Origin of the sequence: Streptomyces coeruleorubidus (assembly GCF_008705135.1) — a bacterium.
In the GTDB taxonomy this organism is placed as follows: Bacteria; Actinomycetota; Actinomycetes; order Streptomycetales; family Streptomycetaceae; genus Streptomyces; species Streptomyces coeruleofuscus.
In genome coordinates this window covers 8722282-8742338 of record NZ_CP023694.1, presented here as the reverse complement: position 1 = coordinate 8742338, position 20057 = coordinate 8722282, and the positions used below count along the sequence as shown (strand labels likewise).

Here is a 20057-nt window from a genome sequence, read left to right as displayed (position 1 = left end):
GCACGGGGGGCTTCATGGGCGTGTTGCTGTATTACCCGAAGGTGAATCCGCCCACCGAGGTCGTCCACCAGGCCCTGCTCTACTGGGACGGTCTCGCCTCGGTCGTGCCCCGCGACCCGCGGGTGTATGAGGCGCTCGTCGGTGCCGAACTGCGACGGCTGGAAGAGCGTGAGCTGTACCGGCCGCTCACATTCACCCGTGAGACGCTCGAGGTCCTGACCGTCCACGGGCCCGCGTACAGCAGAGCCCAGAGCTGGTCAGTCCTTACCCGAGAGCTCCGGCGTATAGCGGCTCGCCCGGATCCGCCCAGACCCACCTCGCCGCCCGAAGCGGTCCTCCACACGTCAAAGATCACTTTCGAGTTGGAGCGGCTCCTGCTTCACCTCGGACTGGCCACCGACGTCGGGCCCCTGGGCCGGGGAGAAGCGCTGTCCGTCTCCAAGGAGGTGCAGGCCCTGGTCGTCGGCGTGCTGGCCCGCGAGCTCGCCGCCGCCACGGACCTCGCCCTCTTTCCGTACACGGACAGCGAGGACGCGTACCGCAACACCCTGCGTCCGGTGTCCCCGACCCGCTGTCTGGCCTGGGAGATGGAGCTGGGCCGGCTCCTGCCCGTGCCGGCGCCGGGCACGCCGACCGAGGAGGTCCTCACTTTCCGTGAGAAGCACGCCGAGGAACGACGCCGCCTGATGCGCGCCCTGCACCGCATGCTGGGCGATCTGCGCCGCGACTACGAGCACCCGGCGGACGTCCTCACCCAGCTGCGTGCGGAACTCTCCGAGGCGGTCGAGGACTATCGAGCGGCCCGCCGCGGCAGCCGGATGGCCTGGGTTCACCGTTCGGTCACGGTGTCGGTCGCACTGGCCGCCGCGGCGGGCGGTGCCCTGTTGCTGCCGGACCTCGGCTGGTTCCTCGGCACGATCGGGGGCTATGCCCTGAACGTGGCCACCCGGGAGATCCGCCCGCTGGCGAGCGCCCGGGACGACCACGACTTCAGCTATCTGCACCGGGTGCAGAGCGGACTTTCCTGAGGGGAACATCACCGTGGTGCTGGCGACGAAACTCCCGGGCAGGGCACGGCTGGAGGCAGGGCGTGCGTGGAGCCTCCAGATCACCTACGCACAGGGGTGGCGGGTAGTGCGCCTCTCGTCCGGCGACGACGCGCCGACGTGGGACGAGATCGACCGATGCCTCGCCGAGAAAGGCTACGACCGCACGTCACCGGCGCCCTGTCGCGCCCCCGAGGCGGGCGACGAGTTCGACGTGATGGGCTGGAGCTCGCCTTCCTACCCACGATCGCGCCGGCGGGAGAAGGACCACGAGCGGCCCGGGCCGCCGCAAAACCTCACCATTGCCCTGCCCTTGGCGGAGGTGGGCGAGATACGGCGGGCCCTGGACGCGATGCAGGCCCGCCTTCCGTGGCCGGAGAAGGCCACACCGGTCACCGCACTGATCGAGGCGCTGGATGCCGAGGATCCGGTGCGGGTGACGCTCCCCGCCGCCACCGTGAGCGCCCTCCACCACACCGTGTCGATGATCGGCCCGTGGACTGACTGGCTCGACGGCGACACGGTGCGTCTGGCAGGGGTCCTCTCCCGGCACCTGAGCAGTGCACAGCCCAGCGTCGGCCCCTGGCCTCACGTCCGAGACACCCTTCAGGACGCTCTGCGCGAAGCCCTGTCCCGCCCCGGCGCCGAGGGGTTGGCCGCCCGCGACGAACTGCTCGCCTTCCTCCTCACCTTCGCCGACGTCCACCGGACGGCGACGACGGCGGACGATATGGAACAACGACGCCTTCAGATGGAGCAGACGGCAGCGGAGCGGACGGAACCACAGCCTCAGGAGTCGGACGCGAGCTCGTCCGACGTTTAAGAGGTCATGTCGTCCGGCTGGGGTAGGCGGCTGCTCGTGCCGGGGATGGCTGAGCGGCTGGTGCCGGACGAGCTGTGGGAGCTGTGCCGGCGTGTGCTGCTCAGAGGGCCCGTCACGCAGTGATCGGGGGGACGACCGGCCATGCCGTTCAGAGTGTCCGAAGCGGTGCTGCGCCGGACCGAGCACTGGTTCGTCCGGCGGGGTACGCCCACCATGATCGAGGGGTACGGCTTCGTCGATCACGTACTACCGCGGATGCTGCCGTCCCTTGTCTTCGCGGCGCTGGCCGGCCTTGCCTGGCTCGTCCCGCTCAGATCCGCTTCGCCCGATCATCGACGAGATCGAGCGCATACTCACCGTGCACGCGGTCTACGTGGTCGTGCGCGAGACCGCCCCGGCCCCGCCCGCTGGAGAGGACAGCCGCTGACGTCGGGGTCAACTCGGAGCTGACCCGGCGAAGTCCACGGCGAACTCCGCCTTCCCGGCAGCTGGTCACCGCCCTGCGAAGCGCCGCACGGGAGCGCGACCGACCGCTACGGCAGAACGCGAACGGTGGCGTCGACGTGGGGCGTGACCGGCTCCCGCTGGATGTCGAGGTTCTGGGTGACGGCCTTGACGATCTCCAAGCCGTGCCGGCCGACGCGATCAGCAGGTGGCGTTGTCGTCCATGCCAACAGCGGACACAGACGGTCCACGACTCGGCTCACCGGCCCGGGCCCCGAGCGGGCCTCGCCCCGGCGCCCACGCCCGGAAGGGCGGGGCGCCGCCGGTAGAAGGTGGATCAGCCGGGCCGGGTTCCGGTCAGGCTACGGGTGCCGACGGCTCCCGCCCGGTCGACGGCCGGCTTTGGCCGAACAGCCCGTCGGCGGGCACGCCGCTGAGCCACGCCGAACGCCAGGCCGACTGGCTTGCAGGCGACTTTGGATGCCTTCACTGCTACCTCCTGCCTCGGCGCAGCAGCCACGCGGCCACGGCCACGCTGCCGATGGCTATCAGTACGGTGCCGTTGGCGCGGGCGGCCCGGGCACCTTGCTGCGCCTTGGCGCGGACCGGTTCGGGTGCCTTGTCCTGCCACACCTGACCGGCCTGTCCGGCCTTGGCTTTCACCTGCTCGGCGGCTGCCGTGGCCTTGTCCTTGACCGGGTCGGGCAGCTTGTCCTGCACCAGGTGCGTAGCCTCGGCGGCCTTCACCTTGACCTGCCCGGTCAACTCCGCGGCCTTGGCGCCCGCCTGCTCCGTCAGCACGCCCACCTGCTTCTTCACAGCGGTCGCCTTCTCCTGTGTACGGGCCTTGACATCCGTTTTGACAGCCAGTTCCTCGACGGTCTCCCCGAGTTCCTGGCGGGTCTGCTCGACCTGCTCCTGCAACTGCTCGGGGCTCGAGGCGGTGGGCTCGTCGTGAGGCGGCTGGGTCATCGCTGTGCACTCTCCTTGATCTCGGCCAAGTCGGCCTTGACGCTGTCGATGGTCTCGATGGTCTGCTCGGGTGCCGGTGAAGCGGCCTGGTGACCTCCTTCGTGCCCGTCAACGCCGGCACGGCGGTGATCACGCCGAGGGTTTCTGACGATCAGGGCCGCGGCCCACACCGGGAGGGGGACAGCCAGGGCTGCGATGGCGGTGGCGGCCAGGGCCTGCAGCGTCAGGAAGCCGACCAGACCGACCGCCGAAAAGGCCCCGCCCTTGCCGTAGCGCTTCCCCTTCTCCTTCATGTCCGCCTGGGCCAGCCCGTCTCCCGGGTACCCGGACGCGAGTACGCCATCCAGCGGATCTCCGGCAATCGGGTGGCTCGTGCCCGTCAGCGCAGCAGTCGGCGTGCCAGGCGGGGGACACGACGGACCAAGGCCGCCGCGGCCAGACCGGTCGTGGCACCGACCGCGACGTCGGAGGGGTAATGGGCACCCGTGTGCACGCGTTCGGCGGCCACCATGACGGCCGGCACCGCACAAACCGCGCCCACCCACGGCCACACCGCTGCCACGGCGGCACTGAACGCCACCCCCGCGGCGGTGTGCCCGGAGGGGAAGGACGAAGAGTCGGGTCGCTCATGGACATCCTCGTGCGAGATCCACTCCTTCGGCGGCCGACGCCGATGCCACACGCGCTTGAGTACGCAGTTCGAGGCCAGTTCCGCCATGGCCATGCTCGCCAGGCCGACGGTCGCGGCCCTGCGCCCCCGCCACCCGGTGGCGGACAGGGCGACGGCGGCGCCCCACCACAGCTTGGTGTGCTCGGCCGTCTCCTCCACCGCCGGCAGGACCCGCCGAACGCAGCCCGACCGCCACGACGCCACCCACCGCGTCACCCGGTGATCTCGCTCACGAAGATCCGTCAGCACTCCCATGACCTGCGACTTCCCTCTCCGAGCAGCGCCTAACTCGCCCTCGGCGGAAACCTGACCTCATTCGAGACGGCGCCGGTCTTCCTCGCTCCACGCACGGGTGTCGCGGGGCGGGACATAGGGCTCTTCATCCTCGGGCAGACCGCCGGCGACGGCACGCTGGCGGGCCATCTCCGCGTCGAACTCCAGGCCGAGCAGGACCGCGATGTTGCTGATCCACAGCCACACCAGGAAGACGATCACCCCGGCGAGGGTGCCGTAGGTCTTGTTGTAGGAAGCGAAGTTGGCCACGTAGAACGCGAATCCGGCCGACGCGATCGCCCAGATCACCAGGGCCAGGAAACTGCCCGGCGTGACCCACCTGAAGCCGCGGCCCTTCACGTTCGGTGTTGCCCAGAACATGATCGCAATCATGATCGTGACCAGCACGACCAGGACCGGCCACTTCGCGATGGACCACACGGTCAGCGCCGTGTCCCCGACCCCCAGAACCGCACCTGCCTGCTGTGCCAGGCCACCGGTGAACACCACGATCAGAGCGCTGACCACCGCCAGCACCAGCAGCGCCACCGTCACTCCCAGCCGCACGGGCAGCACCTTCCACACCGGCCGTCCCTCCGGCGTGTCGTACACGGCGTTGGCCGTACGGATGAAGGCCGCGACGTAGCCGGATGCCGACCACACCGCCACCACTAGACCCACGATCGCCACCACCGAGCCGATACCAGCGTTGCCCTGCAGCTGCGTCACGGCATCGCGGATGACGTCGCGGGCCGATCCAGGGGTGAGTTTCTGCAGGTTGTCCAGCACTTGCTGCGTCGCCGACTGGCCGGCGATCCCGAGCAGCGACACGAGCACCAGCAGCGCCGGGAAGAGGGAGAGAACCCCGTAGTAGGTCAGCGCCGCGGCCCGGTCGGCCAGTTCATCGTCCTTGAACTCCTTGACGGTGCCTTTCAGCACCGCCCGCCAGGAGCGCCCGGGCAACTGCGTCGGCTCGTCCGGGGCCCGCCGCTCCACCTGCTCGTCCGGCCCCGCACCCCCCTCGCGCCCGGGCTCGGTGTCCTGGCCGGTCGCGTCGTACCGGCCCAGCTTCCGCGTCGTGACGTTCCGTGCCATGACGGGCGGGTATCCGGGCGCGCACTCGGCATACCCACCCACGCCCTGCATCCGTCCGGATCGGTCAAGTCAGCGAGTTGCCGAGGTATTTGCGCGTCGCTCAGGACGCAGAGCGGCGGCGATCGTCCTCGGCCGGGTGCCCGCCCCCGAGAGCACGCTGACGGTTCATCTCCCTGCCCGGCGTGATCCAGCAGAAGCCACGGACCTTCACGTTCGGTGCCGCGCCGGGAGCGAGCTTCTGGATGTTGTCCACCACCTGCTGCGTCGCCGACCGGCCGACGATCCCCAGCAGCGAGATCCAAGCAAGCAGGACCCGCCCCGATGCGGATGGTGGGCGGGCCCTGCTCGTGCGGACCATTGTCGGGACCGGGTGCCGGTGGGGCCACGAGTGTGATCCGCCGGTGTGCGCGCGGCGCTCACACCCCGTGCGCGCCGCGCGCCTCCGCGCACCCGGTACTGCCCCCTGGCGCCACCGTGCGCCGCAGGGCGCTGCCCCGTGTGTGACCCCGGGTTATGCCCGTCGGCCTGCGGCGACGATACTGACAGGCGCATCTGCCCCCGTTCACAGTTGGACCCATGCCGACCTCCTCCTCCGTCCGCCCCATGACTCCCACCACGGTGTGGCTGGCTCGCGGCCGCCATGCCGAAGGCGCCGCGGTAGACGTGCTCCGGCGCTCACTGGAGGAGCGCAAGCGAAGTCGGGCCATCGACGACTTTCTGGAGTTGCCCGAGGTCGAGAGCGAGGCCGGGGCCGAGGCCGCCCCGGCGGAGCGGGTCTTCGAAGCCCGCTGGCGGGTCGACGAGACGGTGCCCGTGCGGGCCCGGATCGGCGTGACGCCCGGGCCGGACGGCGGGCAGGAGTGGATGCTGGTCGCGGAGGCCGAGCAGCCGTGGAACGACGACTGGCCGTCGCCCGCCGCGCTGTTCTGGCCGGAGGAGCCGGACATCGCCTGGGACCGGGACGGCGCCGCGGAGCTGTCCCTGCGGAAGATCAACCCGCTCCCCCACGACGACAAGGAGACGCGGCGCCTGTTCAGGAACGCGGGGCGCGGCGGGTGGCACATCCATGTGGTCGTCCACGAGGCGATGACCACGGACGAGCGAGGCCGGTTGCCGGTGGCGCGGTGGCTCCCGCCGGGCCTGCGGCACCATGTGGTGGAGCACCGCGCCGCGCCCCAGCAGCACCGGGGCCTCAACTGGGCCCTGCGCGACCTGGGGGTCCAGGTGCCGCGCGGCGGTGCCGCGGTGCTGCCCGGCCGCCCCGCGCCGGACGGTTACGAGGCCGAGGACTTCTCCGTCCGCGCGGTCTTCCTCGACGGCTCGGAACCCACCGACCTCGTCGACGCGGTGAGGCGGTACGCCGCGCTGCCGAGACCGCTGCCCGACGGCGCCGAGGACGCCCTCACCGCGCTGCGGGAGGACTGGCACCTGCTGACCGTCGAGGAGGAGCTGGAGCGACAGCGCGGGTTGGTGGCCATGTACGCCGAGGCGCTCGAGGCCATGACGAAGTCACGTGACCTGTACCGGGAGGCGGCCGAACGCGCCCACGAGGCTCTGGTCGCCTACCAGGAGTCCGCCGAGGCCGCTCCCGAGCGGCAGCGGCCCTCCGACACTCCCGTAGCGTCTCCACTGCAACAGCTCACACGCACGTTCGAACGCTTCAAAGGCAGGACCCAGCGTCCCGTGGCCCCGTCCCAGGACGAGCCCTAGAGCTCGTCCTGGCGGGGCGCACGTGTCAGTCGTGGTCTGGTGGATACGCGGTCCGTACGGCAGTACGGCCCGCCCGGGAAGGTCCTCCACCACATGGACAACGACCAGCACCACTCGGAGACGACGCTCCGCGTCAACGGCAAACCCCACACCCTCACCGTCGACCACCGGCGGGTCCTGCTGGACCTCCTGCGGGAGGATCTGGACCTCACGGGCGCCAAGAAGGGCTGCGACCACGGCCAGTGTGGCGCGTGCACGGTCCTGGTCGACGGGCGGCGCGTCAACAGCTGTCTGCTGTTCGCGGTCGCCCTGGACGGCTGTGAGGTCACGACCGTCGAGGGGCTCTCGGACGACGGCGAGGAACCGCACCCGCTGCAACGGGCCTTCCTGGAGCGCGACGCCTTCCAGTGCGGCTACTGCACCCCGGGCCAGATCTGCTCCGCGGCCGGCATGCTCGCCGAGGCGGCGGCCGGTCACCCCTCGCACGTCACCGACCCGGCGACGCCCTCGGCCGAGCCGGTGCCACTGGACCGGGCGGAGATCCGGGAGCGGCTGAGCGGCAACCTGTGCCGGTGCGGCGCGTATCCGCGGATCGCCGAGGCCGTGGAGGACGTGATCCCGTGAAGGAGTTCGCCTACGTCCGCGCCGGGAGCGTCGAGGAGGCGACCGCCGCGTACGCCTCCCACGCCGGTGCCCGTTACCTCGGCGGCGGCACCAACCTGGTCGATCTGATGAAGCTCGGCGTCGAGCGGCCCGCCGCCCTCGTCGACGTCACCCGGCTGCCGCTGGACGCGGTGGAGGAACTGCCGGACGGGGCGCTGCGGATCGGGGCGATGGTCCGCAACAGCGACCTCGCCGCCCACCCGCTGGTGCGCGACCGGTACCCGGCGCTGTCGCAGGCGGTGCTCGCGGGCGCCTCGGGGCAGTTGCGCAACGCGGCGACGACCGGCGGCAACCTGCTCCAGCGCACCCGGTGCCCGTACTTCCAGGACCTGTCGAAGCCGTGCAACAAGCGCGAGCCGGGCAGCGGCTGCGGCGCGCGGGACGGCGTCCACCGTGATCACGCGGTGCTCGGGCACTCCGCGTACTGCATCGCCACCCATCCGTCGGACATGGCGGTGGCGCTTGCCGCTCTCGACGGGCGTGTGGAGCTGTACGGCCCCGAGGGCGCCCGGAGTGTCGCGGCGGCCGACTTCCACCGGCTGCCCGGGGACCGGCCGGAGCGGGACACCGAGATCCGCCCGGGCGAACTCGTCACCGGCGTGGTGCTGCCGGCCGCCACGGCCGGGCTGCCGTCGGCGTACCGCAAAGCCCGCGACCGCGCCTCGTACGCCTTCGCGCTCGCGTCCGTCGCGGCCGTGCTGCGCGTGTCGGACGGCGTGGTCGGCGACGTGGGACTCGCTTTCGGGGCGCTGGCGCACCGGCCGTGGCGGGCCCGGCGGGCGGAGGAGGCGCTGCTGGGCGCGGCTCCGACCGCCGCCGCGTTCGAGCACGCGGTCGACCTGGAACTGTCCGCGGCGCAGCCGCTGCGCGACAACGCCTACAAGGTGCCGCTGGCCCGGGGGATCGCCGTGGACGTCCTGTCCCGGCTCGCGGACGCGGCGCCGGCGAGGAGGACTTCATGACCGGCAGCGTGGGAGCCCCCGCCGAGCGCCGGGAGGGACGGGAGAAGGTCAGCGGCGCCGCCCGCTACGCCGCCGAGTACCACTACGCCGGCCGGGCCCAGGCCTGGCCGGTGCCGGCGGCTGTCGCCCGGGGCCGGGTGACCGGCGTCGACACGGCGGCCGCCCTGGCCGTCCCCGGTGTGCTCACCGTCCTCACCCACGACAACGCGCCGCGGCTCGCCGAGCCGGACGATCCCACGCTCGCCGTGCTCCAGAACCCCCGGGTCCCGCACCGCGGCTGGTTCGTGGCCCTGGTGGTGGCCGAGACCCTGGAGGCGGCGCGGGCCGGTGCCGCCGCGGTCCGTGTCGACTACGCCGCCGAGGAACACGATGTGACCCTCACGGCATCCCACCCGGGTGTGTACGTCCCCGACGACGCCAACGCCGAATATCCGGCCGTCCGCGAACGGGGCGACCCCGACGGGGCCTTCGGTTCCTCGGCCGCCCGGGTCGATGTCGCCTACCGCGTGCCGCCGTTGCACAACCATCCCATGGAGCCGCACGCCAGCACCGCCCGCTGGGACGACGGCCGGCTCACCGTGCACACCTCCAGCCAGGGCGCCGGTGCCGTGCGGAGCGTGCTCGCCGGGCTGTTCGGCATTCCCGAGGAGCGGATCGTCGTCACCGCCGAGCACGTGGGCGGCGGCTTCGGTTCCAAGGGCACGCCGCGGCCGGACGTGGTGCTCGCCGCGATGGCGGCGCGGCAGACCGGTCGGGCGGTCACGGTGGCACTGCCCCGCCGGTATTTGCCCGCCGTCGTCGGGCATCGCGCGCCCACCCTGCACCGGCTGCGGCTCGGTGCCGACGCCGACGGACGCCTCACCTCCCTCGTGCACGAGGTCACGACGCACACTTCCCGGATCAAGGAGTTCGTGGAGCAGGCGGCGGTCCCGGCGCGGGTGATGTACGCGTCGCCCCACAGCCGTACGGAGCACCGGGTCGCGGCGCTGGACGTGCCCTCGCCGTCGTGGATGCGGGCGCCGGGCGAGGCGCCGGGCATGTACGCGCTGGAGTCCGCCATGGACGAACTCGCCGACGAACTGGGCATGGACCCGGTCGAACTGCGCGTCCGCAACGAACCGGACGTCGAACCCGACAGCGGCAAGCCGTTCAGCAGCAGGCACCTGGTGGAGTGTCTGCGCGAGGGCGCCCGCCGCTTCGGCTGGGCCGGGCGCGATCCCCGGCCGGGCTCCCACAGGGAAGGGCCCCTGCTGCTGGGCACGGGCGTGGCCGCGGCGACGTATCCCGTCATGGTGTCGCCCGCCACGGCGTCGGCCCGCGCACTGCCCGACGGCACGTTCCTGGTGCGGATCAACGCCACGGACATCGGTACGGGGGCCCGGACAGTGCTCGCGCAGGTCGGCGCCGACGCCCTCGGCGTGCCGCTGGAGCGGGTGCGGATCGAGGTCGGCAGCACCGAACTCCCGCCGGCGCCGCTGGCCGGCGGCTCGTCCGGCACCGCCTCCTGGGGCTGGGCGGTCCATGAGGCCGGTGCCCGCCTGGCGCGGCGGCTGGCCGAGCACCGGGGGCCGCTGCCCGAAGAGGGTCTCGACGCCCGCGCGGATACGACGGGCTCGGCGGACGCCGAGAGCGACTGGGCGCGGCACGCCTTCGGGGCGCACTTCGCCGAGGTCGCCGTGGACACGGTCACCGGCGAGGTCCGGGTCGGGCGGCTGCTCGGGGTGTACGCCGCCGGGCGCATCCTCAACGCCCGTACCGCACGCTCCCAGTTCGTCGGCGGCATGACGATGGGCCTGGGCATGGCGCTGACCGAGGGCAGCACGATGGACGCCGCGTTCGGTGACTTCACGGAGTCGGACCTGGCGTCGTACCACGTGCCGGTGCACGCCGACGTCGGCGGGATCGAGGCGCACTGGCTGGACGAGGACGATCCCCGTCTCAACCCCATGGGCAGCAAGGGGATCGGTGAGATCGGCATCGTCGGGACGGCCGCGGCGATCGGCAACGCGGTCCACCACGCCACCGGCGTCCGCTTCCGTGAACTCCCACTGACGCCGGACCGGGTGCTGGCCGGGCTGCTCGACCACCGTGCGGCGCACGACGCCCGGACCGGTCCCGCTACGGGCGGATCCGGTCCGGTGCGGGGCGTGTAGGCGTCACTCCGCCATCCGGCGTGCCTCGGGCGCCGGCGCGGACGCCCACTGTCTGCGCGCGAGAGGCGCCACCATACGGAAGACCAGGGCGACGAGCGCCAGCAGTGCCGCGCACACGGCGGCCGCGGCGGCGAGCCACGGCGGGGCGAGCGCGAGGTCCACCGCCCGGGGCAGGGACGCCGACGAGGAGGAGTTCCCGTATGCCTGGGCCGCGGCCAGCACCGTGGGCACCACCACCGCCCCGCCCAGCACCACCGCGACGGGGCGCAGCGCCAGCAGCAGGGCCAGAACCGTGCACAGCACCGACAGGCCGAGGCCCAACGCGTGCAGGTGCAGGGACGCTCCGCCGCGTTGCAGCGGGAAGTGGGCCACCGCGCACAGGACCAGCGCCAGGGCCGCGAGCCAGCCCGACCACGACACCGACCTGGCGAGCCGGTCCGTCGTGGCGAGCCGGTCCGTCGCACGGGCGCGGCCGGCGGGCGGGTCGTCGAGCGTCCGGTGGGCCTCACGGGCGGCAGCCGGGCGTGCCGCACGGCGCCTACCCGGCCGGCCGGACTTCTCGGCTCCCCCGGTCTCGTCATCAGGACGCGAAATGCCCTCCGGCAGGCGGCCGTTGCGGTCCAGACGCTCAAGGCCCAAACGGTCGATCAGTTCGACGAGCTCCCCGACGGACCGGCCGGTGGCGGCTGCCCGTAGGGCCTCCTCACGGACGTGGGGCATCTGCGGCTCCTTGTGCAGGAGGGTCACCAGCCGGGTCACCTCCTCCACCGGGCGGTGCGCGGCGGCGGCCCGGATGGCCTCGTCCGCGCAGTCGGCGTCGCGCGGCGGCTTCGTCAGCATGGCGATCAGCCGGGAGACGTCCTCCACGGGCCGGCACACCCCGGCGGTGCGCAGCGCGTCGACCTTGGCCCGCGTGTGGTCGGGCGACTCCTCCAGCGAGGTGATGAGGTCGACGACCTCCTCAAGCGGCCGGTCGGCCACCGCGGCGTGTACGAGGTCGCTCACCGCGTCGCCGTACGGCGGGCCGGCGATCGGCCCGGTGCCGGGCCGGAGCTCCACCGGGTTGTCGTCGAGGGACCGGATGACGAACGGCCGCGCTGCCGGCGGCTGGTCCGTCTCGTCCTGGCCGGGCTCGGCGGGCCGAGCGGGGTCGCCAGGGTCGGGCGCGGTGGGCCGGGCGAGGGCGCCAGGATCGGGCGCGGTGGGCTGGGCGAGGGCGCCAGGATCGGGCCCGGCAGACTGCGCGACCTCGTCCGGGCCGGACGCGGCGGGCCGCACGGCCTCGGCCGGCGCCTGATCCGCAGGGTCCGTGGCGGGGGCGCCAGGCCGTGCTTCAGCCGGATCCAGCCATTCCTGTGCGGGCGGGGCGGGGCGCGCCTCCGCCGGGTGCATCCAGTCCTGGCCGGGCGCGGCGGACCGGGCAGCCGGGTCCGAGCCGGGAGCGGCGGACCGCTCGGCAGCCGGGTCCGAGCCGGGAGCGGCGGACCGCTCGGCAGCCGGGTCCGAGCCGGAGGGAGCGGAGTGCGTTGCCGCGTCGCCCGGCGCGGGGGTGGAAGGCGGCTCGGACACCGCGCGCGAGTCGGGGGCGGCGGGCCCTGCGGACGCCTGGTCCGCCTGGTCCAGGCCAGGTGCGGCCGCCCGGGCACGCGCCTCGCCCGGCTGGCCGAAGCCGGGGGCGGCGGCTCGCACACGCGCCTCACCCGCCTGGCCGAAGCCAGAAGGGGCCGCCCGCGCACGCTCCTCGTACGACTGGCCCGAGCCAGGAATAGCGGCCCACGCATCCGCCTGGTCCAAGTGGTCCGAGCCGGTCGCGGCGGACCGGGCGGAACTCATGCCCGCCTCGTCCGGGAGCGGGGCGGCGGGCCGTGCGGCGGCCTGGCTCGTCCGGTCCGGGCCCGGGGCGGCGGGCCGGGCGCCCGCACCCGCATCCGCATCCGCACCCGCACCCGCACCCGCACCCGCACCCGGATGAGAGCCGAGGGCGCCGGGCTCCATGCCCGGCCGGTCGGAAGAACCGTACGTATCGTGCGAACCGGCGGCGGGCTGCGCGCTCGTCTGCTCCACCTGGTACGTGCCGGTGGCAACGGTTGTCTCGGCGGACGGCTGGGCGGACCCGTTCGGCTCGTCGGGTATGGCAGGTCCGTTCGAGCGGGGTGATGAAGAGCAGGTGGTCATACTCGCCTCCATGCGGAAGAGTGCGGCCGCTCCTGCGCCCCCCGTCGTGTGACGAGCGACGTTACGCTGACCATTACTAGGCGCCCCCGTCACGCCGTGCCACTCGGGTGAGCCACCGGGATGACCACCCGCACCCACGGCAGCACGGAAAATCCGCCGACACGGCGACATGTCGGGCCCGGGCCGCAATACAGCCGCCGGAAACGGGAATCCAGGAAGGGACACCCCGTGTCGCGGCACGCCAGGAGGAGGGCAGCCCGTGGATACGACCACAACGGTGATCATCCTGGCCGCGGTTCTCGCGGCCGTCGTCCTCGTTTTCGCCGTGGGCGTCCTCGTGCGGCTGGTCAGAACCCGGCGCGAACTGCGGCGCGCGGGACTGCCCACGGGCCCACGCTGGGTGTTCTGGGGCGCGGTTCTCTATTTCGTGCTGCCTGCCGACGTGCTGCCCGATCCGGTGTACCTGGACGACATCGGCGTCCTGCTGCTCGCTCTGCGCACCGTCCGCGGCTCCCTCGGCGAGCGGGAGCGCAGTACGACACGCCGACCGGACCGCCAACCGGCCCGATGACTACGGAAAGTAAGGAAACCAACCACCCGTTCGATTCGTATAAGTCTCTGGGAGCCGAAAAGAGTCGGCGGACCGGGTGGCCGTGCCCCTGGATCCGGCTTGATCGGCGCAACACCGACGAGGGAGAGACGATGCAACCGTTCGCGCTCAACTACGCGCGCCCGGCAGTGGAGTTGGAAGCTGTCGTTCCGTACGTGTACGACGCCGGACAGCAGCTGAACGTGCTCCACGACGGCCGGGTGGCCGCCTCCGACTTCGCCCTGTTGAGAGAGGTCGGCACCACGACGTCCACCGCCGGCTCCAAGACGCACTTCGACGACTGACCGCGGGCCGCCGACGATGACGGTACTGATCCTCACCTGCGAGGAGGATGTGACCGCGGACATGGTGGTCGTGCACCTGAACGCGGCGGGGGTTCCGGTGGTCCGCGTCGACCCCGCGGATCTGACCGGCGGTGTCGCGCTGTCCGGGGAGTACGTCCACGGCCGTTTCCGCGGTCATCTGTCCGCCGGGGGGCGGCTGGTGAGCATCGGGGGACTGCGGTCGGTGTGGGTACGCAGGCCGGGCACCCCGGCCGGCCGGGCGGCCCAGCCGTCCGCATGGCTGACCGAGGAGGCCGCCCAGGCGCTCTACGGCATGCTGCGGGGCTCGGACGCGCGCTGGATGAACCACCCCGACGCGGCCCGCCGGGCCCGGCACAAGCCCTGGCAGCTACGGCTCGCCCAGCGGTGCGGCCTGCCCGTGCCGGCGACGCTGATCACGACCTTCCCGCTCGCCGCCCGCGAGTTCTCGGAGCGCTACCCGGACCTGGTGGTCAAGCCGGTGTCGGGCGCGCATCCGCAGGACCCGCCCCGGGCCGTGCCGACCAGCCGGGTCCCACCGGACACGGACTTCTCCGCGGTCGCGTTCGGGCCGACGCTGCTTCAGCGCCGGATCTCCAAGCGGGCCGACATCCGTCTCACCGTGGTGGGGGATCGAATGCTGGCGGCCCGCAAGGCGACCGCCGCGGACGCGGATCCCGACGAGGTCGACGTGCGGTTCGCCGCGCCCGGCGCGCCCTGGCGACCCACCGACGTGCCGTCGTGCATCGCGCCGGGCGTCCGGGCCTATCTCCGGGAGGCCGAACTGGCGTACGGGGCCTTCGACTTCGTGGAGGACGCCGACGGGACCTGGTGGTTCCTGGAGTGCAATCAGTCGGGGCAGTTCGGGTTCGTCGAGGTGGAGACGGGCCAGCCGATCGCCCGCACCATCGCCGAGTGGCTGGCGCGCCCCGTTCCCGAGGCGCCGTCGCCTGTCAACGGCGCGAACTCGAGGGCCTGTTGAGTACCGGGACCGGCCGTCCACCGGTCCCGGTTCACTGCTGCCGCGGTCCGGGCAGCATGGCCGTACGCTGCCACCCCGTGCCCGGGGAGTGCGGGCGGTCGTAGCCGGGGGACTGCGCGGGCCGCATGACCAGCTCCAGTTCCCTGCTCACGCGTTCGGCCTCGCGGCGAACCTGTGCGGGCACATCGCCGCACTCCGCGATGAGTCGGTCGTAGATGGGGGAATCCTGGAACACCCGTCAACGCGCCTTTCTGCTCGTCGGCCCCGTAGCGGGGGCGAGAGAGCCGAGTGTAGGCGGAGCGGTGTCCCGGAGTGTGAATTACCCGGGTGGACTTGACGCAGACCGGACATCCGTGACATGCGGGCAGCCTGGGCTCAGGCTCCTGTCGTGGAGCCCGGCCGGACGATCATCAGGACCGTGACCGTGGCCCACAGGAGGTTGAAGATGCCGGTGAACATGGCGAGTTGAGCGGCGTTGCGGTGCTCGATGGCCTGCTCGCCCCTCAGTTGGCCGAGAAGTTCCTCTTGGCGGGGCAGGACGAAGGCGACCAGGATGCCGGCGGCAGCGGCGGTCAGTGCGATGGACGTGACGAGCCATCCACTGCCCAGGACGCCCATCGCGGCGCCGGTGGCGAACCCGAAGAGCGGGACGGTCAGTCCGATACCGGCGTAGACGCGGCAGATGCGGTGCAGCAGCGCGACCGTGCTCACCGCCGACGGGTCGGGGACGGCGCCGCCCGCGGGGACGGCGCGACGCGCCGCGGGCGGGAACATGCTGGCCGCGACGGTCACGGGACCGATGGCGACGATGGCGGCCAGCACGTGCAGGGACAGCAGGATCTTGGTCACCGGGGCTCTTTCCGTGATGCGGTCGACGGTGCCGGGCCCACGTTAGGGAGCCCGGGCGTGATCGCCCATGGGCTGAAACGCCAGCTTCCAACGGGTTCCCGCCAACTCCTGTGACCTGCCCTCTTGCCTCGCGGGCCGGTGTATCGGCGGTTCGTGCGCCTGGCGGGAATGCCCCTAGGGTGGCGGTCATGCACTCCGTGGCGATCCTGGTTCTCGATCGAGTGGTGCCGTTCGACATGGCGGCGCCCCAGCAGACGTTCGCCTGGACCCGGATGCCGGACGGGCGGCCGGCCTACCGGGTCCGGTTGTGCGCCGAGACGCCGGAGGTGCGCGCGGACGGCGGTTTCACGCTGCGCGTCGACCGGGGTCTTGAGGCGCTGGCGGAGGCCGACACGATCATCGTGCCGGGCTGCTCCCCCGAGGCCGCGCCGCCGTCCGAGCCGGTGCTGGCGGCCCTGCGGCAGGCGGCCGCGGCCGGCACGCGGATCGCGTCCGTGTGCGTGGGCGCCTTCGTGCTGGCGGAGGCGGGCCTGCTGGACGGGCTGCGCGCCACCACGCACTGGGTGGCCGCGGGCGACCTGGCCCGCCGTTTCCCGCAGGTCGAGGTGGAGCCGGACGTGCTGTACGTCGACAACGGGCAGATCCTCACCTCGGCCGGTGCGGCCGCCGCGCTGGATCTGTGCCTGCACATGATCCGGCGGGATCTGGGGTCGGCCGTCGCGGCGAACATCGCCCGGATGTCGGTCATGCCGCTGGAACGGGAGGGCGGACAGGCCCAGTTCATCGTGCACGAGCACCCGCCGGTGCCCCGCGGGTCGGCGCTGGAGCCGCTGCTGGAGTGGATCGAGGACAACCTCGCGCACGAGGTGACACTGGGCACGCTGGCGGAGCGTGCGGGGATGAGCGAACGGACCTTCAGCCGCCGCTTCCGCGAGCAGACCGGCACCACGCCGTTGCAGTGGCTGCTGCGGGCGCGGGTGCGGCGCGCCCAGTACCTGCTGGAGAACACCGACCACTCCGTGGAACGGATCGCGCGGCAGGCGGGGTTCGGCTCGCCGACGGCGTTCCGGGAGCGGTTCCGGAAGGTGGTGGGCACGACGCCGTACGCGTATCGCACGGCGTTCCACGGGAACGCGAACGCCCCGGCGGCCCGTTCACAGGCCGCCGGGGCGATACCCGGTTCATGACCGGGCCCTACGAGATGTCAGCCGACCAGCCTCAGACCGTTCTCCCCGTCCGCGTCCGCTTCCTCGGACCGCTCCTTGGTGAGCAGCAGGGTGTCGGCCTTGGCGATGGCGTCGGTGATGTCGGACGTCCCCATCATCACGCACAGTGTGTAGCTGACGTCCTCAAGCTCGCGTGCCGCCGTCGGCACGTGCCTCTCCGCCTGAGTGATCCTCAGCGACGCATACCGCGTCAGCAACTCCCTGACGACCTTCCGGTCCGGTACGAGCACGTAGCGCCCCTCTCTCTGTTTTCGCTGCGCATGCCCGAACCACGCGGAAACATTCACACGTTTTTCTCACCAGGGGCGGATCTGACGAAAACTGATCGTCTCTGACTTCCTGTCAGAGGGCGTCCAACTCCGCCAGTTCCTCCGGCGTCAGGGTGAGGTCGGTGGCGGCGAGCGAGTCGCGGATGGTCTCCGGGCGGCTGGCGCCCGGGATCGGGACGACCACGGGCGACTTGGCGAGCATCCACGCCAGGCACACGCGCTGCGGGCTCACCCCGTGTGCCTCGGCGATGCGGGCGAAGGGGGCGTGGCCCGAGCCGAGTTCGCCGGCCTTCGAGATCCCGCCGAGGGGGCTCCAGGGCAGGAACGCGATGCCGAGTTCGTCGCACAGGTCCAGCTCCGGCTCGCTGGAGCGGAAGGCCGGGGAGAACTGGTTCTGCACGGAGGCCAAGCGGCCGCCGAGGATCTCGTCGGCCTGCCGGATCTGCTCGGGGTTCGCGTTCGAGATGCCGGCCATGCGGATCTTGCCCTCGTCCAGCAGGTCCCGGATCGCGCCGACGGACTCGGCGTAGGGGACGCGCGGGTCGGGGCGGTGGAACTGGTAGAGCCCGATGGCCTCGACGCCGAGCCGGCGCAGGGACGCCTCGCAGGCCTCCTTGAGGTGGCGGGGGCTGCCGTCCAGCGTCCAGCTGCCGTCGCCGGGGCGCAGATGGCCGCCCTTGGTGGCGACCAGGACGTCGCCGCCGCGTTCGTGGGAGGCGAGGGCCTTGGCTATCAGGGTCTCGTTGTGACCGACCTCGTCGGCGCCCCGGTGGTAGGCGTCCGCGGTGTCGATCAGGGTGACCCCGGCGTCGAGCGCGGCGTGGATGGTGGCGAGGGAGCGTTCCTCGTCGGGTCGTCCCTCGATGGACATGGGCATCGCGCCCAGGCCGATCGCGCTGACGTCGACATCACCGATGCGGCGGGTGTGCATGTGCTCGTGACCTCTTCCGGCTGTCGCTGAGGCTGTCGGGCGATGGTGCACTCCAGCCTGGACGCCGGGCGGCCCGGAGGTCCAATAGAAGAAGGAGAACGCATTCAGCGCTCGGGCAGCTGAATCGCGCCCGCCCCTTGCCGACCGGGTCGGCGGTCCCTTGTCACCCGGGGATGAAACCCCGCACCGGAGGACTCAATTCCCCCACACAGAGCTGCGATCAGCACGGCACTCCCCCGCCCCGCTGCCATATTCGAGAACCACTTCGGAGGTGGTTGTGAGCACAGAGGTGACAGCATCCGGTCCGGGGGAAACGGCAGCGTACATACCCGGGAGCACCGCGGAACGCGTCGCCGGCCTGGAGCGCCGCCGGGACCAGGCGGTGGCCCCGGGCGGGCCGCGCAGACGCGGGGAGTTCTCGGCCCGGGAACGGATCGAACGGCTCGTGGACAAGGACTCCTTCACGGAGACCGGCCTGTTCGTCCGGGCTCGGCCCGCCGGGGAGGACGCCCGCCGCCCCTACGGCGACGGCGTGGTCACCGGGTACGGCACGGTCGACGGCCGCCCGGTGTGCGTGTTCGCCCAGGACTCCACGGTGTTCGGCGGCAGCATGGGCGAGGCCTTCGGCGAGAAGACCGTCGCGCTGATGGACCTGGCCCTGAAGACCGGCTGCCCGGTGATCGGCCTCAACGACTCGGGCGGGGCCCGTATCCAGGAGGGGGTCGCCTCGCTCGCCCTCTACGCCGAGCTGGTGCGCCGCAACGTCAAGGCGTCCGGGGTGATCCCGCAGATCTCGGTCGTCCTGGGGCCGTGCGCGGGCGGCGCCGCGTACTCGCCGGCGATCACCGACTTCACGGTGATGGTGGACGGCGCCTCGCACATGTTCGTCACCGGCCCCGACGTCATCGAGACGGTCACCGGCGAACGCACCACGGCCGAGGAGCTGGGCGGCGCCCGCACCAGCAACACCGTCAACGGCAACGCCCACTTCCTGGCCGCCGACGAGGAGGACGCCCTCGACACCGTGCGCGACCTGCTGTCGTACCTCCCGGCCAACAACCTGGAACGGCCCCCGGAGTACGCCCCCGGGCCTCCGCCGCCCGGCGCCGACCTCGACGAGGTGGTCCCGGACCGGCTGGGCGAGGCGTACGACATGCGGGCGATCCTGCACGCGGTCGTCGACGACGGTGAACTGCTCCAGGTGCAGGAGCTGTTCGCGCCGAACATCATCTGCGCCCTGGCCCGGATCGAGGGGCGCTCGGTGGGAGTCGTCGCCAACCAGCCGCTGCACGCCGCCGGGGTGCTCGACATCGACGCCTCGGAGAAGGCGGCGCGATTCGTGCGGTTCTGCGACGCGTTCGGCATCCCGCTGCTGACCTTCGCCGACGTGCCCGGTTACCTGTCCGGGGTACGGCAGGAGCAGGCCGGCATCATCCGGCGCGGAGCGAAACTGCTGTACGCCTACGCCGAGGCGACCGTCCCCAAGGTCACGGTCGTGGTACGCAAGGCCTACGGCGGCGGATACGCGGTGATGGGCTCCAAGCACCTGGGCGCCGATGTGAACCTCGCCTGGCCCACCGCCCGTATCGCCGTCATGGGCGCCGAGGGGGCCGTGGGCGTTCTGCACCGGCGGGAACTCGCCGCGGCCGACGACCCCGAGGCGCTGCGGGCCCGCCTGCTCAGCGCCTACGAGCGCACCCACGGCACGCCCTATCTCGCCGCCGAGCGCGGCTATGTCGACGCCGTCATCGCGCCGGGCGAGACCCGTGAACAGGTCTGCCGCGCGCTGCGCGCCCTGCGCGGCAAACGCGCGCCGATGCCGGAACGCCGGCACGGCAACATTCCCCTCTAACCGCCCCCCTCTCCCCCTTTACGACCCCCAGGCCGATCCGCGCCGTGAGG

The 20057-nt window shown here is 72.4% G+C and carries 20 protein-coding genes and 2 pseudogenes; 11 read left to right on the top strand and 11 right to left on the bottom strand.

Annotated elements, in window-relative coordinates; translation table 11 throughout:
• The first annotated feature begins 14 nt into the window (after positions 1 to 14).
• On the top strand, positions 15 to 1028 hold the full coding sequence (locus tag CP976_RS39820) for a DUF6236 family protein (protein ID WP_150484712.1): 1014 nt from the start codon (positions 15 to 17) through the stop codon (positions 1026 to 1028).
• Between the two features lie 13 nt (positions 1029 to 1041).
• Positions 1042 to 1869, top strand: coding sequence for a hypothetical protein (locus CP976_RS39815; protein WP_150484711.1), 828 nt, complete (start codon positions 1042 to 1044; stop codon positions 1867 to 1869).
• A 533-nt stretch (positions 1870 to 2402) separates the two neighbouring features.
• Here CP976_RS39815 and CP976_RS39810 read toward each other — a convergent pair.
• From CP976_RS39810 to CP976_RS44745, 6 genes and pseudogenes are all read right to left on the bottom strand, one after another.
• The gene (locus CP976_RS39810) at positions 2403 to 2564 is read right to left on the bottom strand and encodes a hypothetical protein (RefSeq protein WP_229876362.1); all 162 of its coding nucleotides are present in this window, start codon (positions 2562 to 2564) and stop codon (positions 2403 to 2405) included.
• A 241-nt stretch (positions 2565 to 2805) separates the two neighbouring features.
• Positions 2806 to 3285: a DUF3618 domain-containing protein gene (locus CP976_RS39805; protein WP_150484710.1), complete on the bottom strand. Its 480-nt coding sequence runs from the start codon at positions 3283 to 3285 to the stop codon at positions 2806 to 2808.
• A pseudogene (locus CP976_RS39800) lies at positions 3282 to 3593 on the bottom strand (phage holin family protein); the annotation flags it as partial. The gene CP976_RS39805 and the pseudogene CP976_RS39800, both read right to left, overlap by 4 nt.
• 71 nt (positions 3594 to 3664) lie before the next feature.
• On the bottom strand, positions 3665 to 4210 hold the full coding sequence (locus CP976_RS39795; RefSeq protein WP_150484708.1) for a phosphatase PAP2 family protein: 546 nt from the start codon (positions 4208 to 4210) through the stop codon (positions 3665 to 3667).
• A gap of 57 nt (positions 4211 to 4267) precedes the next feature.
• Positions 4268 to 5323 (bottom strand): YihY/virulence factor BrkB family protein, encoded by a 1056-nt coding sequence (locus CP976_RS39790; RefSeq protein WP_150484707.1) that lies wholly within the window; start codon positions 5321 to 5323, stop codon positions 4268 to 4270.
• Between the two features lie 208 nt (positions 5324 to 5531).
• Positions 5532 to 5633 (bottom strand): annotated as a pseudogene (locus CP976_RS44745) (ribonuclease BN); the annotation flags it as partial.
• 266 nt (positions 5634 to 5899) lie between these two features.
• On the opposite strand from CP976_RS44745, the gene CP976_RS39780 reads away from it, so the two are divergent.
• From CP976_RS39780 to CP976_RS39765, 4 genes are all read left to right on the top strand, one after another.
• The gene (locus CP976_RS39780; RefSeq protein ID WP_167537504.1) at positions 5900 to 7033 is read left to right on the top strand and encodes a hypothetical protein; all 1134 of its coding nucleotides are present in this window, start codon (positions 5900 to 5902) and stop codon (positions 7031 to 7033) included.
• A gap of 93 nt (positions 7034 to 7126) precedes the next feature.
• The gene (locus CP976_RS39775; protein WP_086855278.1) at positions 7127 to 7657 is read left to right on the top strand and encodes a (2Fe-2S)-binding protein; all 531 of its coding nucleotides are present in this window, start codon (positions 7127 to 7129) and stop codon (positions 7655 to 7657) included.
• Positions 7654 to 8658: an FAD binding domain-containing protein gene (locus CP976_RS39770; RefSeq protein WP_150484706.1), complete on the top strand. Its 1005-nt coding sequence runs from the start codon at positions 7654 to 7656 to the stop codon at positions 8656 to 8658. Before CP976_RS39775 ends, CP976_RS39770 begins: the two co-directional genes overlap by 4 nt.
• Positions 8655 to 10811, top strand: coding sequence for a xanthine dehydrogenase family protein molybdopterin-binding subunit (locus CP976_RS39765; RefSeq protein WP_150484705.1), 2157 nt, complete (start codon positions 8655 to 8657; stop codon positions 10809 to 10811). Before CP976_RS39770 ends, CP976_RS39765 begins: the two co-directional genes overlap by 4 nt.
• Positions 10812 to 10814: 3 nt before the next feature.
• Here the strand turns inward: CP976_RS39765 and CP976_RS39760 are convergent, their stop codons facing one another.
• Entirely contained in the window at positions 10815 to 12986 is a 2172-nt protein-coding gene (locus CP976_RS39760; protein ID WP_150484704.1) for a hypothetical protein, read from the bottom strand.
• A gap of 259 nt (positions 12987 to 13245) precedes the next feature.
• Between CP976_RS39760 and CP976_RS39755 the strand changes: the two genes are divergently transcribed.
• From CP976_RS39755 to tgmB, 3 genes are all read left to right on the top strand, one after another.
• The gene (locus tag CP976_RS39755; RefSeq protein WP_150484703.1) at positions 13246 to 13557 is read left to right on the top strand and encodes a YkvA family protein; all 312 of its coding nucleotides are present in this window, start codon (positions 13246 to 13248) and stop codon (positions 13555 to 13557) included.
• Positions 13558 to 13688: 131 nt separating this feature from the next.
• On the top strand, positions 13689 to 13880 hold the full coding sequence (gene tgmA / locus CP976_RS39750) for a putative ATP-grasp-modified RiPP (RefSeq protein ID WP_150484702.1): 192 nt from the start codon (positions 13689 to 13691) through the stop codon (positions 13878 to 13880).
• 16 nt (positions 13881 to 13896) lie between these two features.
• Positions 13897 to 14880, top strand: a complete 984-nt coding sequence (gene tgmB, locus CP976_RS39745; RefSeq protein ID WP_150484701.1) for an ATP-grasp ribosomal peptide maturase — start codon at positions 13897 to 13899, stop codon at positions 14878 to 14880.
• A gap of 31 nt (positions 14881 to 14911) precedes the next feature.
• Here the strand turns inward: tgmB and CP976_RS39740 are convergent, their stop codons facing one another.
• Positions 14912 to 15115: a hypothetical protein gene (locus tag CP976_RS39740; protein WP_150484700.1), complete on the bottom strand. Its 204-nt coding sequence runs from the start codon at positions 15113 to 15115 to the stop codon at positions 14912 to 14914.
• Positions 15116 to 15255: 140 nt separating this feature from the next.
• Positions 15256 to 15729 (bottom strand): hypothetical protein, encoded by a 474-nt coding sequence (locus tag CP976_RS39735; RefSeq protein ID WP_150484699.1) that lies wholly within the window; start codon positions 15727 to 15729, stop codon positions 15256 to 15258.
• Positions 15730 to 15917: 188 nt separating this feature from the next.
• On the opposite strand from CP976_RS39735, the gene CP976_RS39730 reads away from it, so the two are divergent.
• Positions 15918 to 16916 (top strand): GlxA family transcriptional regulator, encoded by a 999-nt coding sequence (locus CP976_RS39730; RefSeq protein WP_150484698.1) that lies wholly within the window; start codon positions 15918 to 15920, stop codon positions 16914 to 16916.
• A 17-nt stretch (positions 16917 to 16933) separates the two neighbouring features.
• Here the strand turns inward: CP976_RS39730 and CP976_RS39725 are convergent, their stop codons facing one another.
• Together CP976_RS39725 and CP976_RS39720 are read right to left on the bottom strand one after the other, a co-directional pair.
• Positions 16934 to 17185: a DUF5133 domain-containing protein gene (locus tag CP976_RS39725; RefSeq protein ID WP_150484697.1), complete on the bottom strand. Its 252-nt coding sequence runs from the start codon at positions 17183 to 17185 to the stop codon at positions 16934 to 16936.
• A 112-nt stretch (positions 17186 to 17297) separates the two neighbouring features.
• Positions 17298 to 18155 carry an aldo/keto reductase gene (locus CP976_RS39720; RefSeq protein ID WP_150484696.1) on the bottom strand — a complete coding sequence of 286 codons (858 nt, stop codon included), beginning with the start codon at positions 18153 to 18155 and terminating at the stop codon, positions 17298 to 17300.
• Positions 18156 to 18444: 289 nt separating this feature from the next.
• Here CP976_RS39720 and CP976_RS39715 point away from each other — a divergent pair, with 289 nt between their 5' ends.
• Complete coding sequence (locus CP976_RS39715; protein ID WP_229876364.1) at positions 18445 to 20007, top strand: acyl-CoA carboxylase subunit beta; 1563 nt, start codon at positions 18445 to 18447, stop codon at positions 20005 to 20007.
• Positions 20008 to 20057 lie beyond the last annotated feature (50 nt).